16 protein-coding genes, 1 tRNA gene and 4 pseudogenes are annotated in these 19,021 nt (G+C 46.5%); 5 read left to right on the forward strand and 16 right to left on the reverse strand.

Annotated elements, in window-relative coordinates; translation table 11 throughout:
* Window positions 1-1,629 (forward strand): leucine-rich repeat protein, encoded by a 1,629-nt coding sequence (locus C8275_RS09030; RefSeq protein ID WP_106484889.1) that lies wholly within the window; start codon window positions 1-3, stop codon window positions 1,627-1,629.
* Here the strand turns inward: C8275_RS09030 and C8275_RS09035 are convergent.
* The 10 genes and pseudogenes from C8275_RS09035 to purU all read right to left on the reverse strand — a co-directional run bounded on the left by C8275_RS09035 (window position 1,626) and on the right by purU (window position 10,487).
* Window positions 1,626-2,744 carry a serine/threonine-protein kinase gene (locus C8275_RS09035; protein WP_106484890.1) on the reverse strand — a complete coding sequence of 373 codons (1,119 nt, stop codon included), beginning with the start codon at window positions 2,742-2,744 and terminating at the stop codon, window positions 1,626-1,628. The two genes, C8275_RS09030 and C8275_RS09035, sit on opposite strands and share 4 nt — an antisense overlap.
* Complete coding sequence (locus tag C8275_RS09040; RefSeq protein WP_106484891.1) at window positions 2,731-3,315, reverse strand: hypothetical protein; 585 nt, start codon at window positions 3,313-3,315, stop codon at window positions 2,731-2,733. Before C8275_RS09040 ends, C8275_RS09035 begins: the two co-directional genes overlap by 14 nt.
* 213 nt (window positions 3,316-3,528) lie before the next feature.
* Entirely contained in the window at window positions 3,529-4,692 is a 1,164-nt protein-coding gene (gene lysA, locus C8275_RS09045) for a diaminopimelate decarboxylase (RefSeq protein ID WP_106484892.1), read from the reverse strand.
* 20 nt (window positions 4,693-4,712) lie between these two features.
* The gene (locus tag C8275_RS09050; protein ID WP_022384596.1) at window positions 4,713-6,029 is read right to left on the reverse strand and encodes an aspartate kinase; all 1,317 of its coding nucleotides are present in this window, start codon (window positions 6,027-6,029) and stop codon (window positions 4,713-4,715) included.
* A gap of 16 nt (window positions 6,030-6,045) precedes the next feature.
* A complete protein-coding gene (locus C8275_RS09055) occupies window positions 6,046-6,741 on the reverse strand; it encodes a cell division ATP-binding protein FtsE (protein ID WP_022384595.1) in 696 nt (231 codons plus the stop codon).
* Window positions 6,742-6,851: 110 nt separating this feature from the next.
* Window positions 6,852-7,457 (reverse strand): annotated as a pseudogene (gene hisIE, locus C8275_RS09060) (bifunctional phosphoribosyl-AMP cyclohydrolase/phosphoribosyl-ATP diphosphatase HisIE); the annotation flags it as partial.
* Between the two features lie 7 nt (window positions 7,458-7,464).
* Window positions 7,465-8,223, reverse strand: coding sequence for an imidazole glycerol phosphate synthase subunit HisF (gene hisF / locus C8275_RS09065; protein WP_022384593.1), 759 nt, complete (start codon window positions 8,221-8,223; stop codon window positions 7,465-7,467).
* Window positions 8,217-8,984 carry a 1-(5-phosphoribosyl)-5-[(5-phosphoribosylamino)methylideneamino]imidazole-4-carboxamide isomerase gene (hisA, locus tag C8275_RS09070; protein ID WP_106484894.1) on the reverse strand — a complete coding sequence of 256 codons (768 nt, stop codon included), beginning with the start codon at window positions 8,982-8,984 and terminating at the stop codon, window positions 8,217-8,219. Before hisA ends, hisF begins: the two co-directional genes overlap by 7 nt.
* 38 nt (window positions 8,985-9,022) lie before the next feature.
* A complete protein-coding gene (gene hisH / locus C8275_RS09075) occupies window positions 9,023-9,613 on the reverse strand; it encodes an imidazole glycerol phosphate synthase subunit HisH (RefSeq protein ID WP_106484895.1) in 591 nt (196 codons plus the stop codon).
* Window positions 9,614-9,629: 16 nt separating this feature from the next.
* Window positions 9,630-10,487 (reverse strand): formyltetrahydrofolate deformylase, encoded by an 858-nt coding sequence (gene purU, locus C8275_RS09080; RefSeq protein ID WP_022384590.1) that lies wholly within the window; start codon window positions 10,485-10,487, stop codon window positions 9,630-9,632.
* A gap of 132 nt (window positions 10,488-10,619) precedes the next feature.
* Here purU and C8275_RS09085 point away from each other — a divergent pair.
* The 4 genes and pseudogenes from C8275_RS09085 to C8275_RS14975 form a co-directional block, all read left to right on the forward strand.
* Window positions 10,620-10,693 (forward strand) — tRNA-Asp (locus C8275_RS09085).
* Between the two features lie 139 nt (window positions 10,694-10,832).
* Window positions 10,833-11,414: pseudogene (locus C8275_RS09090) on the forward strand (IS982 family transposase); the annotation flags it as partial.
* 230 nt (window positions 11,415-11,644) lie between these two features.
* Window positions 11,645-12,175, forward strand: a pseudogene (locus tag C8275_RS14970) (transposase); the annotation flags it as partial.
* 51 nt (window positions 12,176-12,226) lie between these two features.
* A pseudogene (locus C8275_RS14975) lies at window positions 12,227-13,279 on the forward strand (transposase); the annotation flags it as partial.
* Between the two features lie 263 nt (window positions 13,280-13,542).
* Here the strand turns inward: C8275_RS14975 and C8275_RS09105 are convergent.
* From C8275_RS09105 to C8275_RS09130, 6 genes are all read right to left on the reverse strand, one after another.
* Window positions 13,543-13,815 carry a hypothetical protein gene (locus C8275_RS09105; RefSeq protein ID WP_022383543.1) on the reverse strand — a complete coding sequence of 91 codons (273 nt, stop codon included), beginning with the start codon at window positions 13,813-13,815 and terminating at the stop codon, window positions 13,543-13,545.
* Window positions 13,816-13,930: 115 nt separating this feature from the next.
* On the reverse strand, window positions 13,931-14,518 hold the full coding sequence (locus C8275_RS09110) for a hypothetical protein (protein WP_157948235.1): 588 nt from the start codon (window positions 14,516-14,518) through the stop codon (window positions 13,931-13,933).
* A gap of 14 nt (window positions 14,519-14,532) precedes the next feature.
* On the reverse strand, window positions 14,533-15,369 hold the full coding sequence (locus tag C8275_RS09115) for a tetratricopeptide repeat protein (RefSeq protein WP_106484897.1): 837 nt from the start codon (window positions 15,367-15,369) through the stop codon (window positions 14,533-14,535).
* Between the two features lie 17 nt (window positions 15,370-15,386).
* On the reverse strand, window positions 15,387-17,222 hold the full coding sequence (locus C8275_RS09120) for a BatD family protein (protein WP_106484898.1): 1,836 nt from the start codon (window positions 17,220-17,222) through the stop codon (window positions 15,387-15,389).
* 23 nt (window positions 17,223-17,245) lie between these two features.
* Window positions 17,246-17,962 (reverse strand): tetratricopeptide repeat protein, encoded by a 717-nt coding sequence (locus C8275_RS09125; protein ID WP_106625783.1) that lies wholly within the window; start codon window positions 17,960-17,962, stop codon window positions 17,246-17,248.
* Between the two features lie 22 nt (window positions 17,963-17,984).
* Entirely contained in the window at window positions 17,985-19,004 is a 1,020-nt protein-coding gene (locus tag C8275_RS09130; protein ID WP_106484899.1) for a VWA domain-containing protein, read from the reverse strand.
* Window positions 19,005-19,021 lie beyond the last annotated feature (17 nt).

Raw genomic sequence — 19,021 nt, forward strand, 5'->3', positions numbered from 1 at the left:
ATGGAACTCAAATACATCTTGATTCTTTTGATCGGACTAGGTGTTGTCTCGCTGGTCTCTTGTGCCCATGACAATGCACCTTCCAACCGGCCGCCGACGCTGACTGTCGATTCGGTGGTAGGAGTGACACGCACGTCAGCCATCTTGGCAGGAACCCTTTACATTCCCGAACGGAGCCGGGTGGACTTCTGCCGGTTCTGTTATGGGACGAGTCCCGAAAGCATCGTTTCTGTCGATTGTCCGGTGAAGCAAGGTGTGGTCTACGCTCGTCTGGAAGGGCTGCGTCCCGGAACGACCTATCTTTATTACCTGGAGGCAGGTACGGAGGCACAGCGTGTGATGAGCGACTCAAGGGCTTTCCGCACCTTGCCCAATGAAGTGCCTACGTTGGGACGAGTGACCATTGATGCCCAAGGGCCGTTCAGTGCCATGCTCCGTTGCCGGGTGTTGGAAGATGGAGGTGAGGTATTGACCCATACGGGGTTTGAGTATGTGCTGAACGGGGAGGAAGAAACTGTTCGGGTCGAGATGGTGGACAGCTGTCTGGCCACACGCATTGGAGGACTGGTTCCCCACGCGGTCTATACGGTTCGGGCTTTTGCTGAGAATGCCGTCGGAAGGGCTTACAGTGAGCCGTTGACTCTCACAACCAGTGATGCCTTCGTCTGGCAGCAGCCTGGTGACCTGGTGGTGCTGGTTGAGGATGCTGAGAAATACAAGGTGGAGGCCATGACGCTGGCGGGACCACTTGACGGGGCAGATCTTCGTCTGCTGCGTGATATGGCAGGACGGGACGCGGAAGGCAGGCAGACCGCCGGTCGGTTGGCTCGTCTTGATATGACCGATTCCCGGATTGTCGAGGGTGGATTGTCTTATGACGGTTCTCATTATACCGAGGCTGACGTGGTCGGGAACGGACTCTTCAAGCATTGCCTGTCCTTGCAGGAGGTACACTTGCCTTCTGGTGCCAAGCGGATGGATACGGATGCCTTCACCGGTTGTCATGCCTTGCGCAGGCTGATGATTCCCGAGTCGCTTTGTACGTTGGTTCCTTCTGCCGATTGTCCGTCCCTGACTGAAATTGAGGTGTCGGCAGCCAATCCGGAGTTAAGCAGTCTTCAGGGTGTGTTATATGATAAGAAGGGGACAAGCCTTCTGTGGTTCCCACTGGGAAAAGATGATGCGGAACTGGAGCTTTCTCCTACGTTGGTACGGTTGGGTGACTATGCCTTGCAAGGTTGCAGGATACAGTCTGTCCAATTGCCCTCTTCGGTGCGTGAGCTGGGTATGGGAGTTTTCCATAATGCCAAGTCACTGAAGCAGGTCACCCTGTCTGAAGGTGTAGTGAGGATGCCGACAGCTCTCTTTCAAGGTTGTGATTCTTTGCGAACGGTGACCCTCGGGAAGAATACGGAGTATGTCGGTGAATCTTGCTTCGATGGATGCACTACCCTGAGCGAACTTCGGGTTGAGGCTGCTGTACCGCCGGTCTGCACGGAAGCGTCCTTTCTAGGTGCGGGAGAAGTGTACACCCGTTGCATCCTGCGCGTGCCTGCCACATCTGTAGTGACCTATCGCAGTCATGCCGTATGGGGAAAGTTCAAGTATGTAAAGCGGATTGAAAACTAACGGGAGCTAGAATCGTTGGGCGAGGTTCCTGCCTGTTCGGGCAGGTTCCATCCCTTCATCTCTTCCCGGTAGGCAGCCGATTGCTGCTGTTCCTCCAGTGGATAACGCCGGTCGAGCACTTGCTTCAACTGACGTCGGAGGTGCGTGCTGTCTGGTTGAGGACGCAGCCGTTCATCTCCAAGGATGCGCCGGTATTCGTTTGGCAGTACAATACTGCCATTAGCAGGGAATAGGGGAGTGAATGCGTCGGAAGGCAAGTCTTGCCGGAAACTGTGCAGAAAGAACCATCCACCGATGATGCCGCAAAGCAGGGCGGCTGTCACAAGCAGGTTACGGGACACCGGACGGCGATGCCGTTCCGTCTGTCGGAGTGCGGCAAGCATTTCTTCTGCAGAGCCATAACGGCACTCACGTTCAGGATGAGCACAGCGTTGTGCGATGCGCAACAGCCGTTTGTCTCCTGTCAACGAAACCATCTCCTTCATGATAACTCCGAGCGAGTAAAGGTCGCAGCGTACATCCCAGGTTGCGTTCGGGTGGAAAAGTTCGGGAGCCATGTAGCGGCGTGTCCCGGCAGGTATCTTCAGCAGGTAAGTGTCATCACAATCGGACAGGCTGAAATCGATTATTTTGCAATTGTTTCCATTGTGGGTCACGAGGATGTTCTCGGGCTTCAGGTCCCGGTGGACAATCTGTTTGCTGTGTATGTATGCCAGTGCTTCTCCAAGTTCGGTGAGAAGTTTCCGTGTCAGTTCGCGAGTCAGCATCCCCCGTTCCATTACTTCACGCAGGGTGATGCCGTCCACATACTCCATCAGGATGCAGTTGCCCAGTCCTTCGACCATCTCCCATCCCAATGTACGGCAGATGTGAGGGTGGTCCAGCCGATAGCCGATGGTGAATTCCTTTTGCAGGAGCTTTTGGTACAGCGGATTGTCGCAACAATCTTCTTTCAAGGTCTTCAGAATACGCAACCTGCCGAAGTAACGGATGCAGAAGAGGCGTGTATATCCTTCGGGGGAGACATAGAACTCTGTCATGCGACCGCTCTCTGTGTCCCCTGTGGCAGGCAGTTCTTCGAGAAATCCGGAATTATCCCAATCAGACTTGTTCATGGGAGTGAGTGTTTAACAGCGTCAGTCCACCGTTACGTCCCGCAACAAAGGCTCCGGTGCGGAAACCGTCGCGGAGGATATAAGGAATGGTGAGCGGTTGTCCGAGGACAAAGCCGGACACTTCGAAACGGTCGCCGATGCGTAGTTTCGATTGCAAGACCTCCGTCACTTCGTAGATAAAGTTGCCGCAGTAGGTGAGGCAGACATAGCGGTTGGGTGCCCATCCCAGCTCGACCTCGGCACCGACATCCAGTTCATCTGAAGAGATGGAAGGTGTGGAAAAGAAGGCGGAACACTCGAACTCTCCGGTTGGTCGTCCGTTGCAGAAAGCCTGGAAGTCTGCATATCCAAGGAAATGAGAGAGACTGTCAAGTGTCTGCATGCGGGGATGGTGTGGATAGGTCACGTAGCCCCACAACCGCTTCAAGGTGGATGGAGAGATAAATTCACCACATCGGTGCTTCAGGAAGAGTGAGAAGATGTTGAAGTCGTTGCTCGTCTTGAGCGGCTTGGCATACTTCTGCTCTACACGGCGTAAGAGTTTGATGATTTCTGTTTGATAGTTATCCATGTCTCAGCGGTTTAATCATAAGTGTGGGTTAGTGTTCCCTTTATTAGGAAAGCAAAGATAGTGAAAAGAGTATAAACAGGACACTATCTGCCACTAATTCCTGAAAGAAACATCCACATGCAGGAGGAACTGCGTCCCGGTGTGCCTGCATGTGGATGTCTATCAGATGATCGTCCGTTCTGAACGGTACCCCATTTGTGTGACGGTTGTTGGTTAATCCCGCAGCTCGTCCGAGGTATACCCCTGGGGCAATGCACGGCAATTGTATCCGGACGCCATGATCTCACCGTAGGCTCCGGCGGAACGCAGGGCCAGCAGGTCATGACGGGTCACTCCGTTGAGGTCAACAGCCTTGCCGAATACGTCGGACGATTCACAGATTGGTCCCACAACGTCGTAAGTTTCTACCGGACGTTCGGAAGTGAGGTTCTCAATCTTGTGATAAGCCTGATAAAGGGCAGGGCGGATGAGGTCGGTCATACCGGCATCGACAATGGCAAACTGCTTGTGGGTTCCCTGCTTGACATAGAGTACTTGCGTGATGAGTGAGCCACACTGACCGACAATGGACCGCCCCAGTTCGAAATGGATGGTTTGTTGTCCGTAGCGGCGCAGGTGCTTGTGGTAGCACGCAAAGTATGCAGCAAAATCGGGAACAGGCTGGCGGTTGGGATGCTGGTAGTCGATGCCCAGACCACCCCCTACGTTGATATGTTCCACGAGGATGCGGCGTGCTGCAAGGCGTGCCTGCAGCTCATTGATACGATTGCAGAGAGCGGCGAAGTCACCCATATCGAGAATTTGTGACCCAATGTGGAAGTGCAGTCCGATGAAGCGTACATTGCTCATGCCGAGTGCCAAGTCGATGACACGGTCCATATCATCCATGCTGATTCCGAACTTGTTTTCTGCCAGTCCGGTTGTGATATGTGCATGAGTGTGTGCACCGACATTGGGGTTGATGCGGAAGGCCACACGAGCCACTTTACCTTTGGCGGCAGCCAACGCATTGATTACTTCCAGCTCGGGGACAGATTCCACGTTGAAACAAAGGATATCATTGTCCAGTCCCAGCTCTATTTCCCAGTCGGCTTTTCCCACACCGGCATAGACAATCTTTCCGGCAGGGAAGCCGGCTTGAAGAGCGGCACGTATCTCGCCTCCGCTCACACAGTCGGCACCCATTCCACTATCGCGGATGACGGCGAGGATTTTCGCGTTGGCATTTGCCTTGACGGCATAGTGTACCTGAAAGTTCTCGTAGCGTTCCGCTTCGCGGTTGATGACGTTTAGTGTATTGCGTAGTAAATCTGTATCGTAATAATAAAAAGGTGTTTGCAGGTTCCTGAATTTTTCGATAGGGAAGATGCCTTTCATGCTGTGAGGATAATTGATGATTAGTGGTTGAACAGAGATTTGCTTAATGCTTGCAGAGCACGTTTCTTGTCTTCTTCCTTGATGAGGAAAGAGATGTTGTAATTGCTGCCACCGTAAGAAATCATGCGTACGGGAATCTCACTCATGGCTGCCACAGCCTTAGCCTCGAAACCTACATTGTTCCAGCTCAGGTCGCCCACAACACAGACAATACACATGTTGTGGTCAACTGTTACCGTACCGTATTTCTTCAAATCATCGACAATCTCATGCAGGTGCTTGGTGTTGTCAATGGACATGGACACACCGACCTCTGAAGTACAAATCATGTCGATGGAAGTCTGGTAGCTCTCGAAAATCTCGAAGACTTTCCGAAGGAAACCGTGCGCAAGGAGCATACGGCTTGACTTGATTTTGATTGCGGTGATGTTGTCCTTGGCAGCTACAGCCTTGATTTTTCCACTTTCCGACTCGTTGGAGATGAGCGTACCGGGTGCCTGCGGTTCCATGGTGTTGAGCAGACGTACGGGAATGTTGGCATATTTAGCCGGCTGTATGCAGGTCGGGTGAAGAATCTTGGCGCCGAAGTAGGCCAACTCGGCAGCTTCTTCAAACTGCAATTGACGAACGGGAGCCGTCTTGTCGACTACACGCGGGTCATTGTCATGCATACCGTCGATGTCTGTCCATATCTGGATTTCACTGGCATTGACAGCAGCTCCGATGAGTGATGCCGTATAGTCGCTTCCGCCGCGTTGCAGGTTATCAACCTCACCGTAGGCATTGCGGCAGATATATCCTTGTGTGATATAGATGTCAGCTTCGGGGAGTTTGGCCAGCTGTTGTGCGAGCTTCTCCTTGATGTAGTTCAAGTCCGGTTCGGCATTCTTGTCCGTCCGCATGTAATCGAGTGCCGGGATAAGAACTGCATTGATGCCCTGTTCGAGCAGGTAGTTGGTCATCATGTTGGTTGAGATGATTTCTCCTTGTGCCAGGATTATCTTTTCTTCAAACAGGGTGAACAGGTCCTTGGTATAAGAGCGGATGAAGTTAAATTCGTCTTTCAGGAAAGCGAGTGTCTTCTGCTTGTATTCATCTGTCGAATAAAGCTCATCCACATGCTTTCTGTAAGCAGTTTCGAGGTTGTTGATGATTTCGTTGGCACCCTCTGGATTCTTTTTGTAGAGATAGTCCGAAATCTCAACCAATGTGTTTGTAGTCCCCGACATGGCCGAAAGCACTACGATTTTCTTCTCTCCGTCTGTAATCAGCTTGGCAACATCCTTCATGCGCTGGGCTGAACCGACAGACGTTCCTCCGAATTTTAAAACTTTCATTGTCTATATCTTATGATTAGTTGTTAATTGATTGTTGTTGATAAAATGTCTGTGTGATTTCTTCGACGTGGTGTTCCCGACATTGGTAGACGATGCCCGGATAGTCTCGTACGATTTTCAAGTTGTGTGTGGTCATGACGACTGCCGCTCCCTTGGAACTTATCTCGTGGAGAAGCTTGACTATCTGACAACCGGTTTCTTCGTCCAGATTGCCTGTTGGCTCGTCTGCCAGAATAATCTTCGGCCGATTGAGAATTGCCCTGGCGAGAACGATGCGTTGCTGTTCTCCACCCGACAACTCATGGGGTAACTTATATCCCTTGTTGCTCATTCCCACCCGTGACAGCACCTCCTCGATGCGTGTATCCATTTCGTGCCGGTCTTTCCAGCCGGTGGCTTTCAATACAAAAGCGAGATTGTCATATACAGTCCGGTCAGTGAGTAGCTGGAAGTCCTGAAAGACAATGCCTAGCTGACGGCGCAACCGGGGAATATGTTTGCGTTTGAGTGAGTTCATGTCGCATTCTAATACTCGGGCGTTACCTGCAGCAATACTCAATTCCCCATAGATGGTTTTGAGCAGACTGGTCTTGCCTGTTCCGACTTTGCCTATGATATAGACAAACTCCCCTTCGTTCACTTGGAAGTTGACCTCCGACAGAACGAAATGTTCCTGTTGGTTGATTTCCACCTGTTGGTAATCGATGAGCATGTTGTTTCCCTTTCGTTGACGAGTTAAGAAGTAGATGGGCGGGGAAACCGACAGTCAAAGGCAGTATCCTCAGCCTTCTTGCTTATCGGTTCCCTCATTTTCTTTCGGTTTTACTTATGTCTTTTTTGCAGTTCCCGGGCAAGATCCTCGATGCGCATTCCCTTGGAAGTGAGAAGGACGATGAGGTGATAGAGCAGGTCAGACGCTTCGTAAATCAGTCGTTCGTCTGTCCCGTTCGTTGCTTCGATGACTGTTTCCACAGCTTCTTCACCCACCTTTTGTGCCATGCGGTTCACTCCGGCCTGGAAGAGCGATGTCGTGTACGATTTCTCGGGCATTTCCTGGTGTCGCTTTTCAATAAAGTCCTGCAGGTAACTGAGGAAGAAGATATCAGCGTCGTTTTTCTCTCCCCAACATGTGTCAGCTCCCGTATGGCAGACAGGACCGTCAGGATGTACCTTGACAAGCAACGTGTCCTGGTCGCAGTCGGCCTTGATGGAGACAACATGGAGGAAATTTCCACTGGTCTCGCCTTTCGTCCACAATGTCTGGCGTGAACGGCTGAAGAAGGTCACTTTTCCCGTCTCCACAGTCTTGTCGTATGCCTCCTTGTTCATTAAACCAAGCATAAGCACCTTGCCGGTGCAATCGTCTTGGATGATGGCAGGAATAAGCCCATTCATTTTGTCAAAATCTAATTCCATGTGTGTACTGTTGGTTAGTTTATCTTAATCGTACATTTACATTGTGCGCACAAAGATACTGTTTTAATTTCGAAATATTTATTTCTCCGAAGTGAAAAACACTAGCTGCAAGCGCAGCGTCGGCTTTTCCTATCAAAAATGCATCCCTGAAGTGTTCCATTGCACCGGCTCCTCCTGAAGCGATGACAGGAATGGGAAGGGCGTCCGCCAGCTTCGCCAACGCTTCGTTGGCATATCCCGTTTTTACCCCGTCATGATTCATGCTGGTGAAAAGAATTTCGCCTGCTCCTCTGTCCGCGGCTTCATGAGCCCATTCGAAAAGTCCCCGTCCAGTCTCGATGCGCCCTCCATTGAGATAACACTTCCAACCGTCTGGTGTTTCTTTGGCATCGATGGCAACGACGCAGACTTGTGAGCCGAAATGTGAAGCAATCTCATCAATGAGTTGAGGATTACGCAAGGCGGACGAATTGACAGAGACTTTGTCAGCACCCGCTTGCAGCAGGCGTTCCACATCGCTCAGTTCGTGGATGCCGCCTCCTACGGTAAAGGGAATATTGATATTGGCTGCAACTCGCTCGACAAGCTCAGTGAAGGTCTTCCGTTTTTCATGGCTGGCGGTGATGTCAAGAAACACCAGTTCATCCGCACCTTCCTGTGAGTAGAAGCGGCCGAGTTCGACAGGATCTCCGGCTTCTCGGAGATTGACAAAGTTGGTTCCTTTGACCGTCTGTCCATCCTTGATGTCCAGGCAAGGTATGATTCGTTTGGCTAACATGGCAGGTCCTCCTGTGCTGATGCTTGCACTTTACCGTTGTTGGCGATAAAGCGGTTGATGTCCTGAAGATTGATTCGGTTCTCATAGATGGCTTTCCCCACAACTACGGCCGGTATGCCGGCTGCATTGAGCTGCCGGAGGTCTTCCAGGGAACTGACTCCTCCACTGGCGATGAGATAAAGTCCTGGAAGTTGGGTGAGTATGTCCTGATAGAGTGGGAGTGAGGTTCCTTGCAACATGCCATCTTTGCTGATGTCGGTGCAGAGCACTTGCCTGACGCCCTGCTGGTGATAGTTGCTGAGATAGGGCAGGAGTTCGATTCGGCTGTCTTCCAACCAGCCATTGACGGCAATGAACCCATCTTTGGCATCGGCACCCAGAATGATACGTTCCGCACCGAAACGCTCCATCCAGGCTGAGAACAGTTCCGGTTGTGTCGCGGCGATACTGCCTATGGTGACCATCTGCGCTCCGCAGGAAAAGGCCGTTTCCAGGTCCTGGTCGCTTTTGATGCCGCCGCCAAAATCAATAATCAGCGATGTATGGGTGGCAATCTCCTCCAGCACCTTGTGATTGACGATGTGTTTAGACTTGGCACCATCCAAGTCTACCAGATGCAGTCGGCGGATGCCATTGTCTTCAAAAGCCTTGGCTACATCCAGTGGACAGTCGGCGTATACCTTCCGGCTACTGTAGTTCCCCTGTGAGAGTCGGACACATTGTCCGTCCATCAGGTCGATTGCAGGAATTATGTCGATCATTGTGTGTACAGTTATAGAGTAAATAGATATTCCTGTCATTACAGAGCCAGGAAGTTCCTTAAAATCCGTTCGCCCACGCTTCCGCTTTTTTCGGGATGGAACTGCGTGGCATAAAAGTTGTCTTTCTGCAGGGCGGCACTGAATGGAAGGATATAATCCGTTTGTGCTGCGGTATCCGGGCATATCGGTGCGTAGTAGCTATGGACAAAGTAGACGAATTCTTCGTCGGTGAAGCCTTTAAACAGTTCCCCTTGGGTATGGCTTAACGTATTCCAGCCCATGTGAGGAACTTTGTCGTCATGATTCCGGGGCTGGAAGCGGAGGATGTTGACGTCGAAGATTCCCAGCCCGTCCACATCCCCTTCTTCAGAATGCTTGCAAAGCAGCTGCATGCCAAGGCAGATGCCCAACAAGGGTTGGCGAAGCGAGCAGATAAGCTTGTCCAATCCCGTTTGTTGCAGATGGCGCATGGTGTTAGCCGCTTCGCCTACTCCGGGAAAGATTACCTTGTCCGCTGCCAGCAGAGTTTGCGGATTAGCCGTGATGCAAGGCTCAACGCCTAACCGTTTCAGCGCATGACTGACAGAGTAGAGGTTTCCCGCATTGTATTTTACGATAGCTACATTCATACTATATAATAAGGTGTTAGTTGAAAATGACCGTTTTGTTGTGATATGCCAATATCTTCTGTTCGATATGTTTCTGGACTGCTCGGGAAAGAACAATCTTTTCCAGGTCTTTCCCCTTGTTGATCAGGTCCTCCAACGTATCTTTATGCGTGATCCTCACCACATCCTGTTCGATGATGGGGCCGGCGTCCAGCTCGTTGGTGACATAGTGACTGGTGGCTCCGATGATTTTCACTCCCCGTTCGAAGGCTGCATGGTAAGGGCGTGCCCCGATGAATGCCGGCAGGAAGGAATGGTGGATATTGATGATACGCTGTGGATACGCCTTGATCATGCGGTCAGAGATGACCTGCATGTAGCGTGCCAATACGATGAAGTTGACATTATATTCCTCCAACAGTTGCAGTTCCGCCTTTTCCTGTTCCATCTTGTTTTCTTTGGTAATGGGGAACACGTAAAAAGGAATGCCGAAGCGTTCAGCCACCGGCTTAAGGTCAGGATGGTTGCTGATGATGAGCGGAATATCTACATGCAGCTCTCCCGCAGTATACCGTGCCAGAATATCAAACAGACAGTGTGACATCTTCGACACAAAGATAGCCATTTTGGGCTTTATGTCTGAGAAATGGAGCTGGAATTCCATCGCGTACTTTTGTGCATACAATGTCTGGAAATAATCGTGTATCTTTTCCTTGGGGATAAGAAAATTCTCCAAATCCCATTCGATACGCATAAAAAATGCACATTCAGCGTGGTCGACATATTGATCGAGGTAGATGATGTTGCCTTGATTAATGGTAATAAAGTTGGTCACTTCAGCTAGGATACCCTGTTTGTCCGGGCAATGTAACAGTAATCTCGCAGTTGTAGTCATACGTATTTTTCTCTTGTCTATTTTTGTAACGGCACAAAAGTATGAAAAAAATGTGAGTCATTGCATTTTATTTCTTCAAAACCTTCTTGCATATTCGAAAAAGTATTTATATTTGCATCCGTAACCCAACAAGGTGCGTTAGTTCAGTTGGTTAGAATACATGCCTGTCACGCATGGGGTCACGGGTTCGAGTCCCGTACGCACCGCAATAAACATTGAATATCAATGTTTTACAAATTAAACACCCGATTTTACACCCAAGAATGTAAAGTCGGGTGTTATAGTTTTTATCTGTATTTACTATTTGGGGGCTGAGCCGGAAAAAAATCCGCTGACCCGGATTTCTTCCTTGTGGACTCCAAACCGATAGAAGTCTGCCGCCTCGCAAGAGGAAAACGTTGCAAGATGGGACAGACGGGAGATTTTTCCAAGGCTCCTGATTTCGGCTATTGTGCTTCGCAAGACACATATTGGTTATAAGCTTCATGCCCTCTGTGGGTTAAGTGGGGTGATTCATTCCTATGACTTGTCAAAGGCAAGCGTACATGACCTCAATTACATGAAAGACGTGAAACTGGAATATCACGATTGCAGCATCTATGGAGACAAAGGATATATTGGGGCTGACGTACAGCTCGACCTCTTTGAAACCGCACATATCAGGCTGGAATGTCCCTACCGCCTGAACCAAAAGGATTGGAAACCGACTTTCATTCCTTTTGCAAAAGCCCACAAGAGGATTGAAACGATATTTTCACAATTATCAGACCAGTTCCTGGTCATCAGGAACTATGCTAAGATAACAAACGGTTTGTTTGCCAGAATCATTGGCAAAATTAGTGTGCTGACCGTGTCGCAATAGTCAACTATATCAATAACAAGCCTATTGGCAGAATTAAGTACGCACTAAATCAATTCCGCCAATAGGTTGTTCTATATAATGATTATTATGTTTAATATAAAGGTGGAAATAGATTTTTTCCCAGTATAAGTGCATCTCCTATTGCTCTCTTTAGGGACATTCAGTAAATAGTATAAAATTAGCCAACTAATTCATACATAAAGTATTGCGAATTAGTTGGCTTTTTTGTATCTTTAGGCATTCCCCCGAATTTAAGGTTTGGCAGCCAAAACGGGGGAAATTCCCAAACTAAGATATGGCTAAGATACAAAATATTTCAGAAATTCACCCTACTTTGGGCTTTACAGAATTTGATATTCTGGAAAAATATCGCAAGAGTTTTCATGAGAGTGAGCTTGGCAGGCTTCATTCCGTGTTCCCGTTTGACCGTATGGCAAAGACTATGGGCCTGTCGGAACAGCGACTGGGACGCAGGAACATCTTCAGTCCTTCGGCTAAGATTGCCCTCATGGTTCTGAAGGCGTACACCGGCTTCTCTGACAGACAGCTGGTGGAGCATCTTAACGGAAACATACACTACCAGATGTTCTGCGGAATCATGATAAATCCGTCTTTCCCCATAACCAACTACAAGATAGTCAGTGCCATCCGCAATGAAATAGCATCCCGTCTTGACATTGATTCCCTCCAGGAAGTGCTGTCCTCACACTGGAAACCTTATCTTGAGAACCTTCATGTGTGTATGACCGATGCCACATGCTATGAGAGCCATATGCGTTTTCCTACGGATATGAAACTCCTTTGGGAAAGCCTGGAATGGCTCTACAGGCATATCTGCCTTCATTGCAGGGATCTGGGTATAAGGCGTCCGCGCAANTGTATGACCGATGCCACATGCTATGAGAGCCATATGCGTTTTCCTACGGATATGAAACTCCTTTGGGAAAGCCTGGAATGGCTCTACAGGCATATCTGCCTTCATTGCAGGGATCTGGGTATAAGGCGTCCGCGCAACAAGTATGCGGATGTGGCGAAGTCCTATCTGTCCTACTGCAAGAAAAGAAAGAGGAAGGCTTCAAGGACAAGGATGCTCAGGCGTCGTATGATCAGACTCCTTGAAAAGCTTCTCATACAGAGGGATGAAATCCATAGAGAACATGGGACCTCACTCCGATATACCCGGGATTACCGGAAGCGTCTTTCCATCATCAGAAAGGTTCTTGTACAGGAAAAGGATTTGTTTGAAGGCAGGAAGGTCAGTGACCGTATTGTCAGCATTGACCGTCATTATGTACGTCCCATTGTAAGAGGTAAGGAAACAAAGTCTGTCGAGTTCGGTGCGAAGGTCAACAACATACAGATAGACGGCATATCGTTCATCGAACACCTCTCCTTCAAGGCTTTCAACGAAGGCATACGCCTGAAGGACTGCATCCGCATGCAGCAGAAGCTCATGAATGTGAGAGTAAGATGCGTGGCTGCCGATTCCATATACGCCAATAATGCCAACAGAAAGTTCTGTACAAAATATGGAATATCCACCTCCTTTGTACGCAAGGGAAGGGCGGCCAGGGATGAATCCTTGAGAAAGGTTCTCAGAAGTGAACTCTCAAAAGAAAGAGCTACCCGGCTTGAAGGCAGCTTCGGCACACAGAAGCAGCATTACTCACTCTCAAGGATAAAGGCACGGACCAGAAAGACGGAAATCCTATGGATTTTCTTTGGAATACATACGGCAAATGCCGTACTGATGATNAGAGCTACCCGGCTTGAAGGCAGCTTCGGCACACAGAAGCAGCATTACTCACTCTCAAGGATAAAGGCACGGAACAGAAAGACGGAAATCCTATGGATTTTCTTTGGAATACATACGGCAAATGCCGTACTGATGATGGACAAGATCGGAAACAGAGCTGTTAAAGCGGCATGACATGATTTTACTGACAGAATCAGAAGAGGTCATCTGACTTCTTCCGCAACGTCATGTCCTGCTGATAAGAGTATATGAGAAAATACAGAAGAATGACAATAAAAATGGCATATGAAGTGATTATATTTTGTCATCTTCATATGCCATTGTATTTTATAGGGGCATTTACTGAATATCCCTCTTTAAAAACAAAACCGTATTTGGGGATAATACCCAAATACGGTTAAATCAAGCTAGAACAATTCAATTGCCAATTGTTCTTCTCATTTTTCTTCTTGATAGTTGATATTCAATTCATCCAGAATTTTTAATGCCTTATCTAATACAGTCGTGTCATCCAATTGGACAATGCCTCCATTAGGTCCTGGTTCAATATGAAGTCCTACACTCTTACCATCTTTGAAGTTTTGTCCTCCAAAGAAATTGCGGACTGTATCGACAGACAAATTCAGTTCATCGGCAATTCTATGCATGCTTCCATCGGGTAATGAATCTTTGATTCTACGAAGTTCATTAAATGTAATTGTCCTTTCCATGATATTACAAGTTTAAAGAATAAATACTTGAGTGAATGAATTACGGAATAAAAATAGCAAAAGATTTATTGACATGCAAAGAAATGTGACAATATTATGTCTACCGGATGAAAAATCAAAAACCGGAAAGTTTCCACAATACGCTTATCAGTTGAATAAATCCTGTTAAAATCAGTATATTACCCAAGAAGAATATATCAGATATTGCATATCCACTACGAGTGTAACGCTCCGTAATCCAGGTGGCCTTTTGTGAGGATAATTTATAATCAAGCAGGATAAACAGAAAATAAACAATTACGGCCAATATGCCACCATAGAGAATATCAAAAATAATTATAACCTTCAACAAAGGGAGCATGAAATAGAGCAGTATGCCTTCTAATAAGGTAATAAGCAACAAAGAACGACTACGAAAAAGGCACAACGAAAATACCAATATTGCAGTACTTATGCCTACAGCCTTTGAATCTTCAGAACTTTCAACTCCAATGATATATTCTTTTGCAAGGTCTGATGTATAATAGACAAGCAACAACAGCAATCCTATCGTGCTTAAGATAGAAATCCCCCTTTTTAATGAATTGTTTCGGAGTAGTATTATGAACCATGACAGCAATAAAGGGATATACAAGTAGATGCAGGAAAGGAGTTCAATCAGCTCCTTTCCTATCCATCCACTTATATGTCCTAGAATAATCACTGCGTTATAAAGATTCAAATGATTTCCATAACTTCACGTGGTATCCATCCTATGCTGCCATCTTCCAGCTGAATTTCACACCACTCCTTCATTGTCGAGTCCTTAATGAGCACTTTATGTCCTTCATGGAGGATAAACAAATCGGTACCACCTGTATCCGGGGTGCTTTTTGCCGTCACGCTAGGACTCATAATGATAGCGGACTGTCTGTTGACCAACAGATCCTTTTGTTGGAACGCACACACATTTGCAGCAATTATTATTACTATGCAGACAGCAGTTCCTATAAATCCAACCTTCCGCCATACTAAATTCTTCCCAAATATATATATGCCCAAGCATATAAGTGCCAGAATGAACGTAATAATACCCACTCTAGCCCAGCCATCTGTTCCCAAGCAGTTGCGCAGGGAAGTAAACCAGCTCGTCAAAAAGAATGTATTGACAGCATCAACTTTGTCTATCGTATTATTTCGCGCCATCTCCAGGTTAAAACGTATGTCGCTGTCTCCCGGATTGAGCAAGTGGGCACGTTCATAGTTTAGCACAGCATGTGCTATGTCCTTATGTTTATAATAGCTGTTGCCCAAGTTATAATAGATATCTGCCGATTCGCCTTGTTGTGCTAAAAGCTGCTCATAAAGCCCGATTGCCGAAATATAGTCTTGCTTTGCATAAGCGCTGTCAGCCAGTGCTTTTGTCACATTCTGATCAAATGCAGATTTCTCAGCTGGAGCAGATGCCTCTATTTGAGTCGAGTCTGTCTGTGCCTTTTCAGATGACTGTTCTTGTGCCTGTAAAGAAATTACAGGCAGACAAAGAAGAATAGTCATATAAATAATATTTCTCATATATAGGTTCTATCGATTTAATGTTTGAAACTGTCTTCTATTTTACTAATGATAGTTACTGCAGAGGAATATACTTTATCCATCGCTTCACTCTCATCTCCCGGAGCGTAACGAGCAAATTCACAGTCGTTCAGTGTATCCATAAATTCCTTAATCAGTTCATCTGACACCGCTGCCCGTTTTAGTTCTGAATCGATATTATCTTTCGACAACTCTGATACTGGGATATTAAGCTTATCGCTAATGTAGCCCCATAGCGCTTTCAGTACCTCATCATAAAACTCGTTTTTCTTGCCTTGGTTCATTAGAGAACCAGCCAGTTTCATCCGTTTCACAGCCATCTTATTGGCCTTCTTCGTACGGATCTTTGCTGTGTTTGCATTTTCCAATGCTTGTTTCCGCCCCATAATAATGAGAGCAATAAACAATGCCAATGGAATAATGTACCACAGGTAATAAGCCATAGAGCCAAAGAAAAAGTCACCTCGCTGTTTGAATGTCGTGTCACCCAGCTTAATATAAAGAATGTCTTTTCCCAAGCGCTTGATGTCTTCCTTATTTGTAAAATCCGCAAGTACCTGACTGGCATCTCCCTTACCCTTCTCAACATTGAGTTCATAGGCTTCTGTTGTCAAGGTCTTGTAACTGTTGGTTTTCAAATCAAAATAAGAGAATTCAACAGCCGGTATAGTATATTTTCCCGGATGACGAGGTATAGCAAGGTACTCAAACACCTTATTTCCACTCAAGCCTGATTGGGTCAATGAAAATTTGTTATCTATCTTCGGATCATAAATCTCAAAGTCTGAAGGGAATTTGACTTCCGGAGTATCGATGAGTTTCATATTTCCTGTACCAGACAGGACTATCTTTACTGTCACAGCATCTCCAGTCTTTACATTCTTGGAATTGATGGATGATGTGAGTGAAAAATTGCCGACAGCTCCACCAAATGATGCCGGTTTATTATCAGGCAAAGGAAGCACTTCAATGCTGACTTTCGGAGTGACAACTGGTTTGCGAACAGAAATATACGCTGAACTACCATTAAAGAAGGCATCAAAGGGATCGATGTTTCGATTAGGTTGTTCGATAACACCTGTGTAAGTTATAGATGGAACCTCTAACTTTCCTGTCTGTTGCGGAAAGAGAACATATTGACTCCATACAATGGTTTTGTAATTACGCCCCCGATAGTGCTCAAGCGAGAATGTTTTGTTCCGTGGCAATGGAACCTCTTGGGTATGAAAACCCTTCAAGTCCGGCATTTTCCCTCCTTGAAGTTCTGTCAGATTGAGAGTCGTATAAATCTTATAAGTCAATAAAACGGCTTCCTGTTCATGTACCTTTGATTTGCTAACCGTAGCCGTCATAAACAGGTCGTTGTTGGATATATTTTGAGAAACTGACGTCCCCCGTTGAGAACTGGAGTTCCCTCTTCCATTCCCTCCAATTCCATTGCTTTGATCCGGAGGTAATACTTTAACTGTGACAGAATTGGATTTATACTCCTTCCCGTCTACTTTGATTGATGCACCAGGGATGTTAAAGGTCCCTTCCTTTGTAGCAGCCAATACATAAGTGTAGGTAATAGAGCTTGAGGAAGACATATTACCATTGATGATTTGTGCGCTAGTTTGTTGTGAGCGGCTAGGTCCCATCAGTACATCGAAGTTAGTGATAGAAGGTGCTCTGAATTCCTTCACGTTCATCGTATTTACAGTAAACGTGAGTCGGAACTGTTCACCATTCACCACTACATCCGGCGCATGGGTCGTGAACTCTACATTATCAGCCCACGTCGTACCGATGCTCACCATCCATAGCATTACAAGGAAGACTATTTTTTTCATTTCGCTATTACTTAATTATATAATTACCAATCTTTATCATATTTCTTACCTCGCATTTGAAGGTTCTTCTTTACCTTTTCCTGCACATTCTTTTCATCCTGCATGACTGCATTCAACAGTTGTTCAGCATTCTCTTTTGACATTTGGTCTTTGTTTTCTTGCTGCTGTTGATTCTTGTTGTCCTGCTGCTTCTGGTCCTGATTCTGTTTGTCTTGTTTCTGTTCTTGCTGTTTCTGCTTATCTTCCTTTTGGTCCTGACCATTTTTATCCTGTTGTTGGTCCTGCTTTTGGTTCTGCTGTTGATCTTTCAACATCTTTTGAGCCAAGGCCAGATTGTAGCGAGTCTCATTATCCGTCGGATTATTACGCAACGATTGTTTATAGGCTTCGATACATTGAGGATACTGTTTACCAGACTGCAAAATGACACCGGTATTATGATAGATTTTTGCCAATTTGGTTTTATTGGTCTCAATCTTGGATGCTGTCTCATATTGCTTCATAGCCTCTTGCGCTTTCTGCTGCATGAGCAAAGCATTCCCCAAGTTATATAAAGCTTCTGTAGATTTTGGATTTGCATCCAATGCCTTTCGGTATTCCACTTCTGCCTTGACAAATAAGCTGTCATTGTACAGTTTGTTGCCACGACGGATGTGGTCGCGTTCGCTTTTCTGTGCCATCACACTAGTCGACGAGCAGATGGCCAGCAGGAAGATTCCAATGTATTTTATATGTTTCATATCCTTAATATCCATATCTCTGTCAACGAAATAGTTTGATATTCTTAAATAGAGGATTCTTCTTATCAAGTACCACCACCTCAATGATGAGAAGCACTATAATAATCCATGCTAAAGCCGGGAACTGTTCATTATAATTCGAATAGACTGTACTTTCCAAATCGCTCTTTGTCAGCTTATCTATTTCTTTTTGCAATAAAGACTGTGCAGAACTGGAATTGTCTACTCGAATATAAACCCCATTACCTGCCTGCGCTACTTCCCGGCACATTTGTTCATTTAGCCGAGTTACGATAACATTTCCCTGGTTGTCTTTCCGATAGTCATTACTGCCTTCCAAAGGTATCGGTGAACCATCAGGAGAGCCTATACCCAGTACAAAGACTTTCATCCCTTTGGATGCAGCTTCTTTCGCAGCTTCTACAGCCCCACCTTCATGGTTCTCACCATCCGTTATGACAATAATGGCTCTTCCAACTTTCTCTTGGGGAGTAAAGCTCTTTATGGCTAGTCGTATCGCTTCGCCGATGTTGGTGCCTTGGCTGCTGATTAACGAAGGCGTTATTGATTCCAAAAACATCTTGGCCGAGATATAATCACTTGTGATAGGCAGTTGTGTGAAAGCATCTCCAGCGAAAACAATTAATCCTACCTTATCATCATTAAAATTGCTTACCAGACGTGATATCAGGCTTTTTGCTTTTTCCAAGCGACTCGGGACAACATCTTCAGCCAGCATGGAGTTTGAAATATCAAGGGCAATAATTGTTTCAATACCACTTCGCTTCACCTTTTCCAGTCTCGTGCCGAATTGGGGCCTGGCCAACATGACTATGGAAAGTCCTAATGCAATCCACAGTATCCAGAACTTAAAGACCGGTCGATGCGCAGAAGCTTCGGGCATTAACATACTCAAAAGCTCCGGATCACCATATTTACGTAATCGTTTAGTACGGCGATAGTTTGAATAGAAATAGAATATAGCCACAAATGGCAATATTATCAATAAATACAGGACGTTAGGATCTGCAAATCGAAACATAATCAGTTCTCCTTTTA

Origin of the sequence: Bacteroides sp. Marseille-P3684 (assembly GCF_900291465.1) — a bacterium.
In the GTDB taxonomy this organism is placed as follows: Bacteria; Bacteroidota; Bacteroidia; order Bacteroidales; family Bacteroidaceae; genus Phocaeicola_A.

Bases quoted from the DNA above. Each gene is read 5' to 3' on its own strand.
- C8275_RS09030 (WP_106484889.1), top strand. From the start codon at position 1: ATGGAACTCAAATACATCTTGATTCTTTTGATCGGACTAGGTGTTGTC.
- C8275_RS09035 (WP_106484890.1), bottom strand. From the start codon at position 2,744: ATGAACAAGTCTGATTGGGATAATTCCGGATTTCTCGAAGAACTGCCT.
- C8275_RS09040 (WP_106484891.1), bottom strand. From the start codon at position 3,315: ATGGATAACTATCAAACAGAAATCATCAAACTCTTACGCCGTGTAGAG.
- lysA (WP_106484892.1), bottom strand. From the start codon at position 4,692: ATGAAAGGCATCTTCCCTATCGAAAAATTCAGGAACCTGCAAACACCT.
- C8275_RS09050 (WP_022384596.1), bottom strand. From the start codon at position 6,029: ATGAAAGTTTTAAAATTCGGAGGAACGTCTGTCGGTTCAGCCCAGCGC.
- C8275_RS09055 (WP_022384595.1), bottom strand. From the start codon at position 6,741: ATGCTCATCGATTACCAACAGGTGGAAATCAACCAACAGGAACATTTC.
- hisF (WP_022384593.1), bottom strand. From the start codon at position 8,223: ATGTTAGCCAAACGAATCATACCTTGCCTGGACATCAAGGATGGACAG.
- hisA (WP_106484894.1), bottom strand. From the start codon at position 8,984: ATGATCGACATAATTCCTGCAATCGACCTGATGGACGGACAATGTGTC.
- hisH (WP_106484895.1), bottom strand. From the start codon at position 9,613: ATGAATGTAGCTATCGTAAAATACAATGCGGGAAACCTCTACTCTGTC.
- purU (WP_022384590.1), bottom strand. From the start codon at position 10,487: ATGACTACAACTGCGAGATTACTGTTACATTGCCCGGACAAACAGGGT.
- C8275_RS09105 (WP_022383543.1), bottom strand. From the start codon at position 13,815: ATGGAAAGGACAATTACATTTAATGAACTTCGTAGAATCAAAGATTCA.
- C8275_RS09115 (WP_106484897.1), bottom strand. From the start codon at position 15,369: ATGAGAAATATTATTTATATGACTATTCTTCTTTGTCTGCCTGTAATT.
- C8275_RS09120 (WP_106484898.1), bottom strand. From the start codon at position 17,222: ATGAAAAAAATAGTCTTCCTTGTAATGCTATGGATGGTGAGCATCGGT.
- C8275_RS09125 (WP_106625783.1), bottom strand. From the start codon at position 17,962: ATGAAACATATAAAATACATTGGAATCTTCCTGCTGGCCATCTGCTCG.
- C8275_RS09130 (WP_106484899.1), bottom strand. From the start codon at position 19,004: ATGTTTCGATTTGCAGATCCTAACGTCCTGTATTTATTGATAATATTG.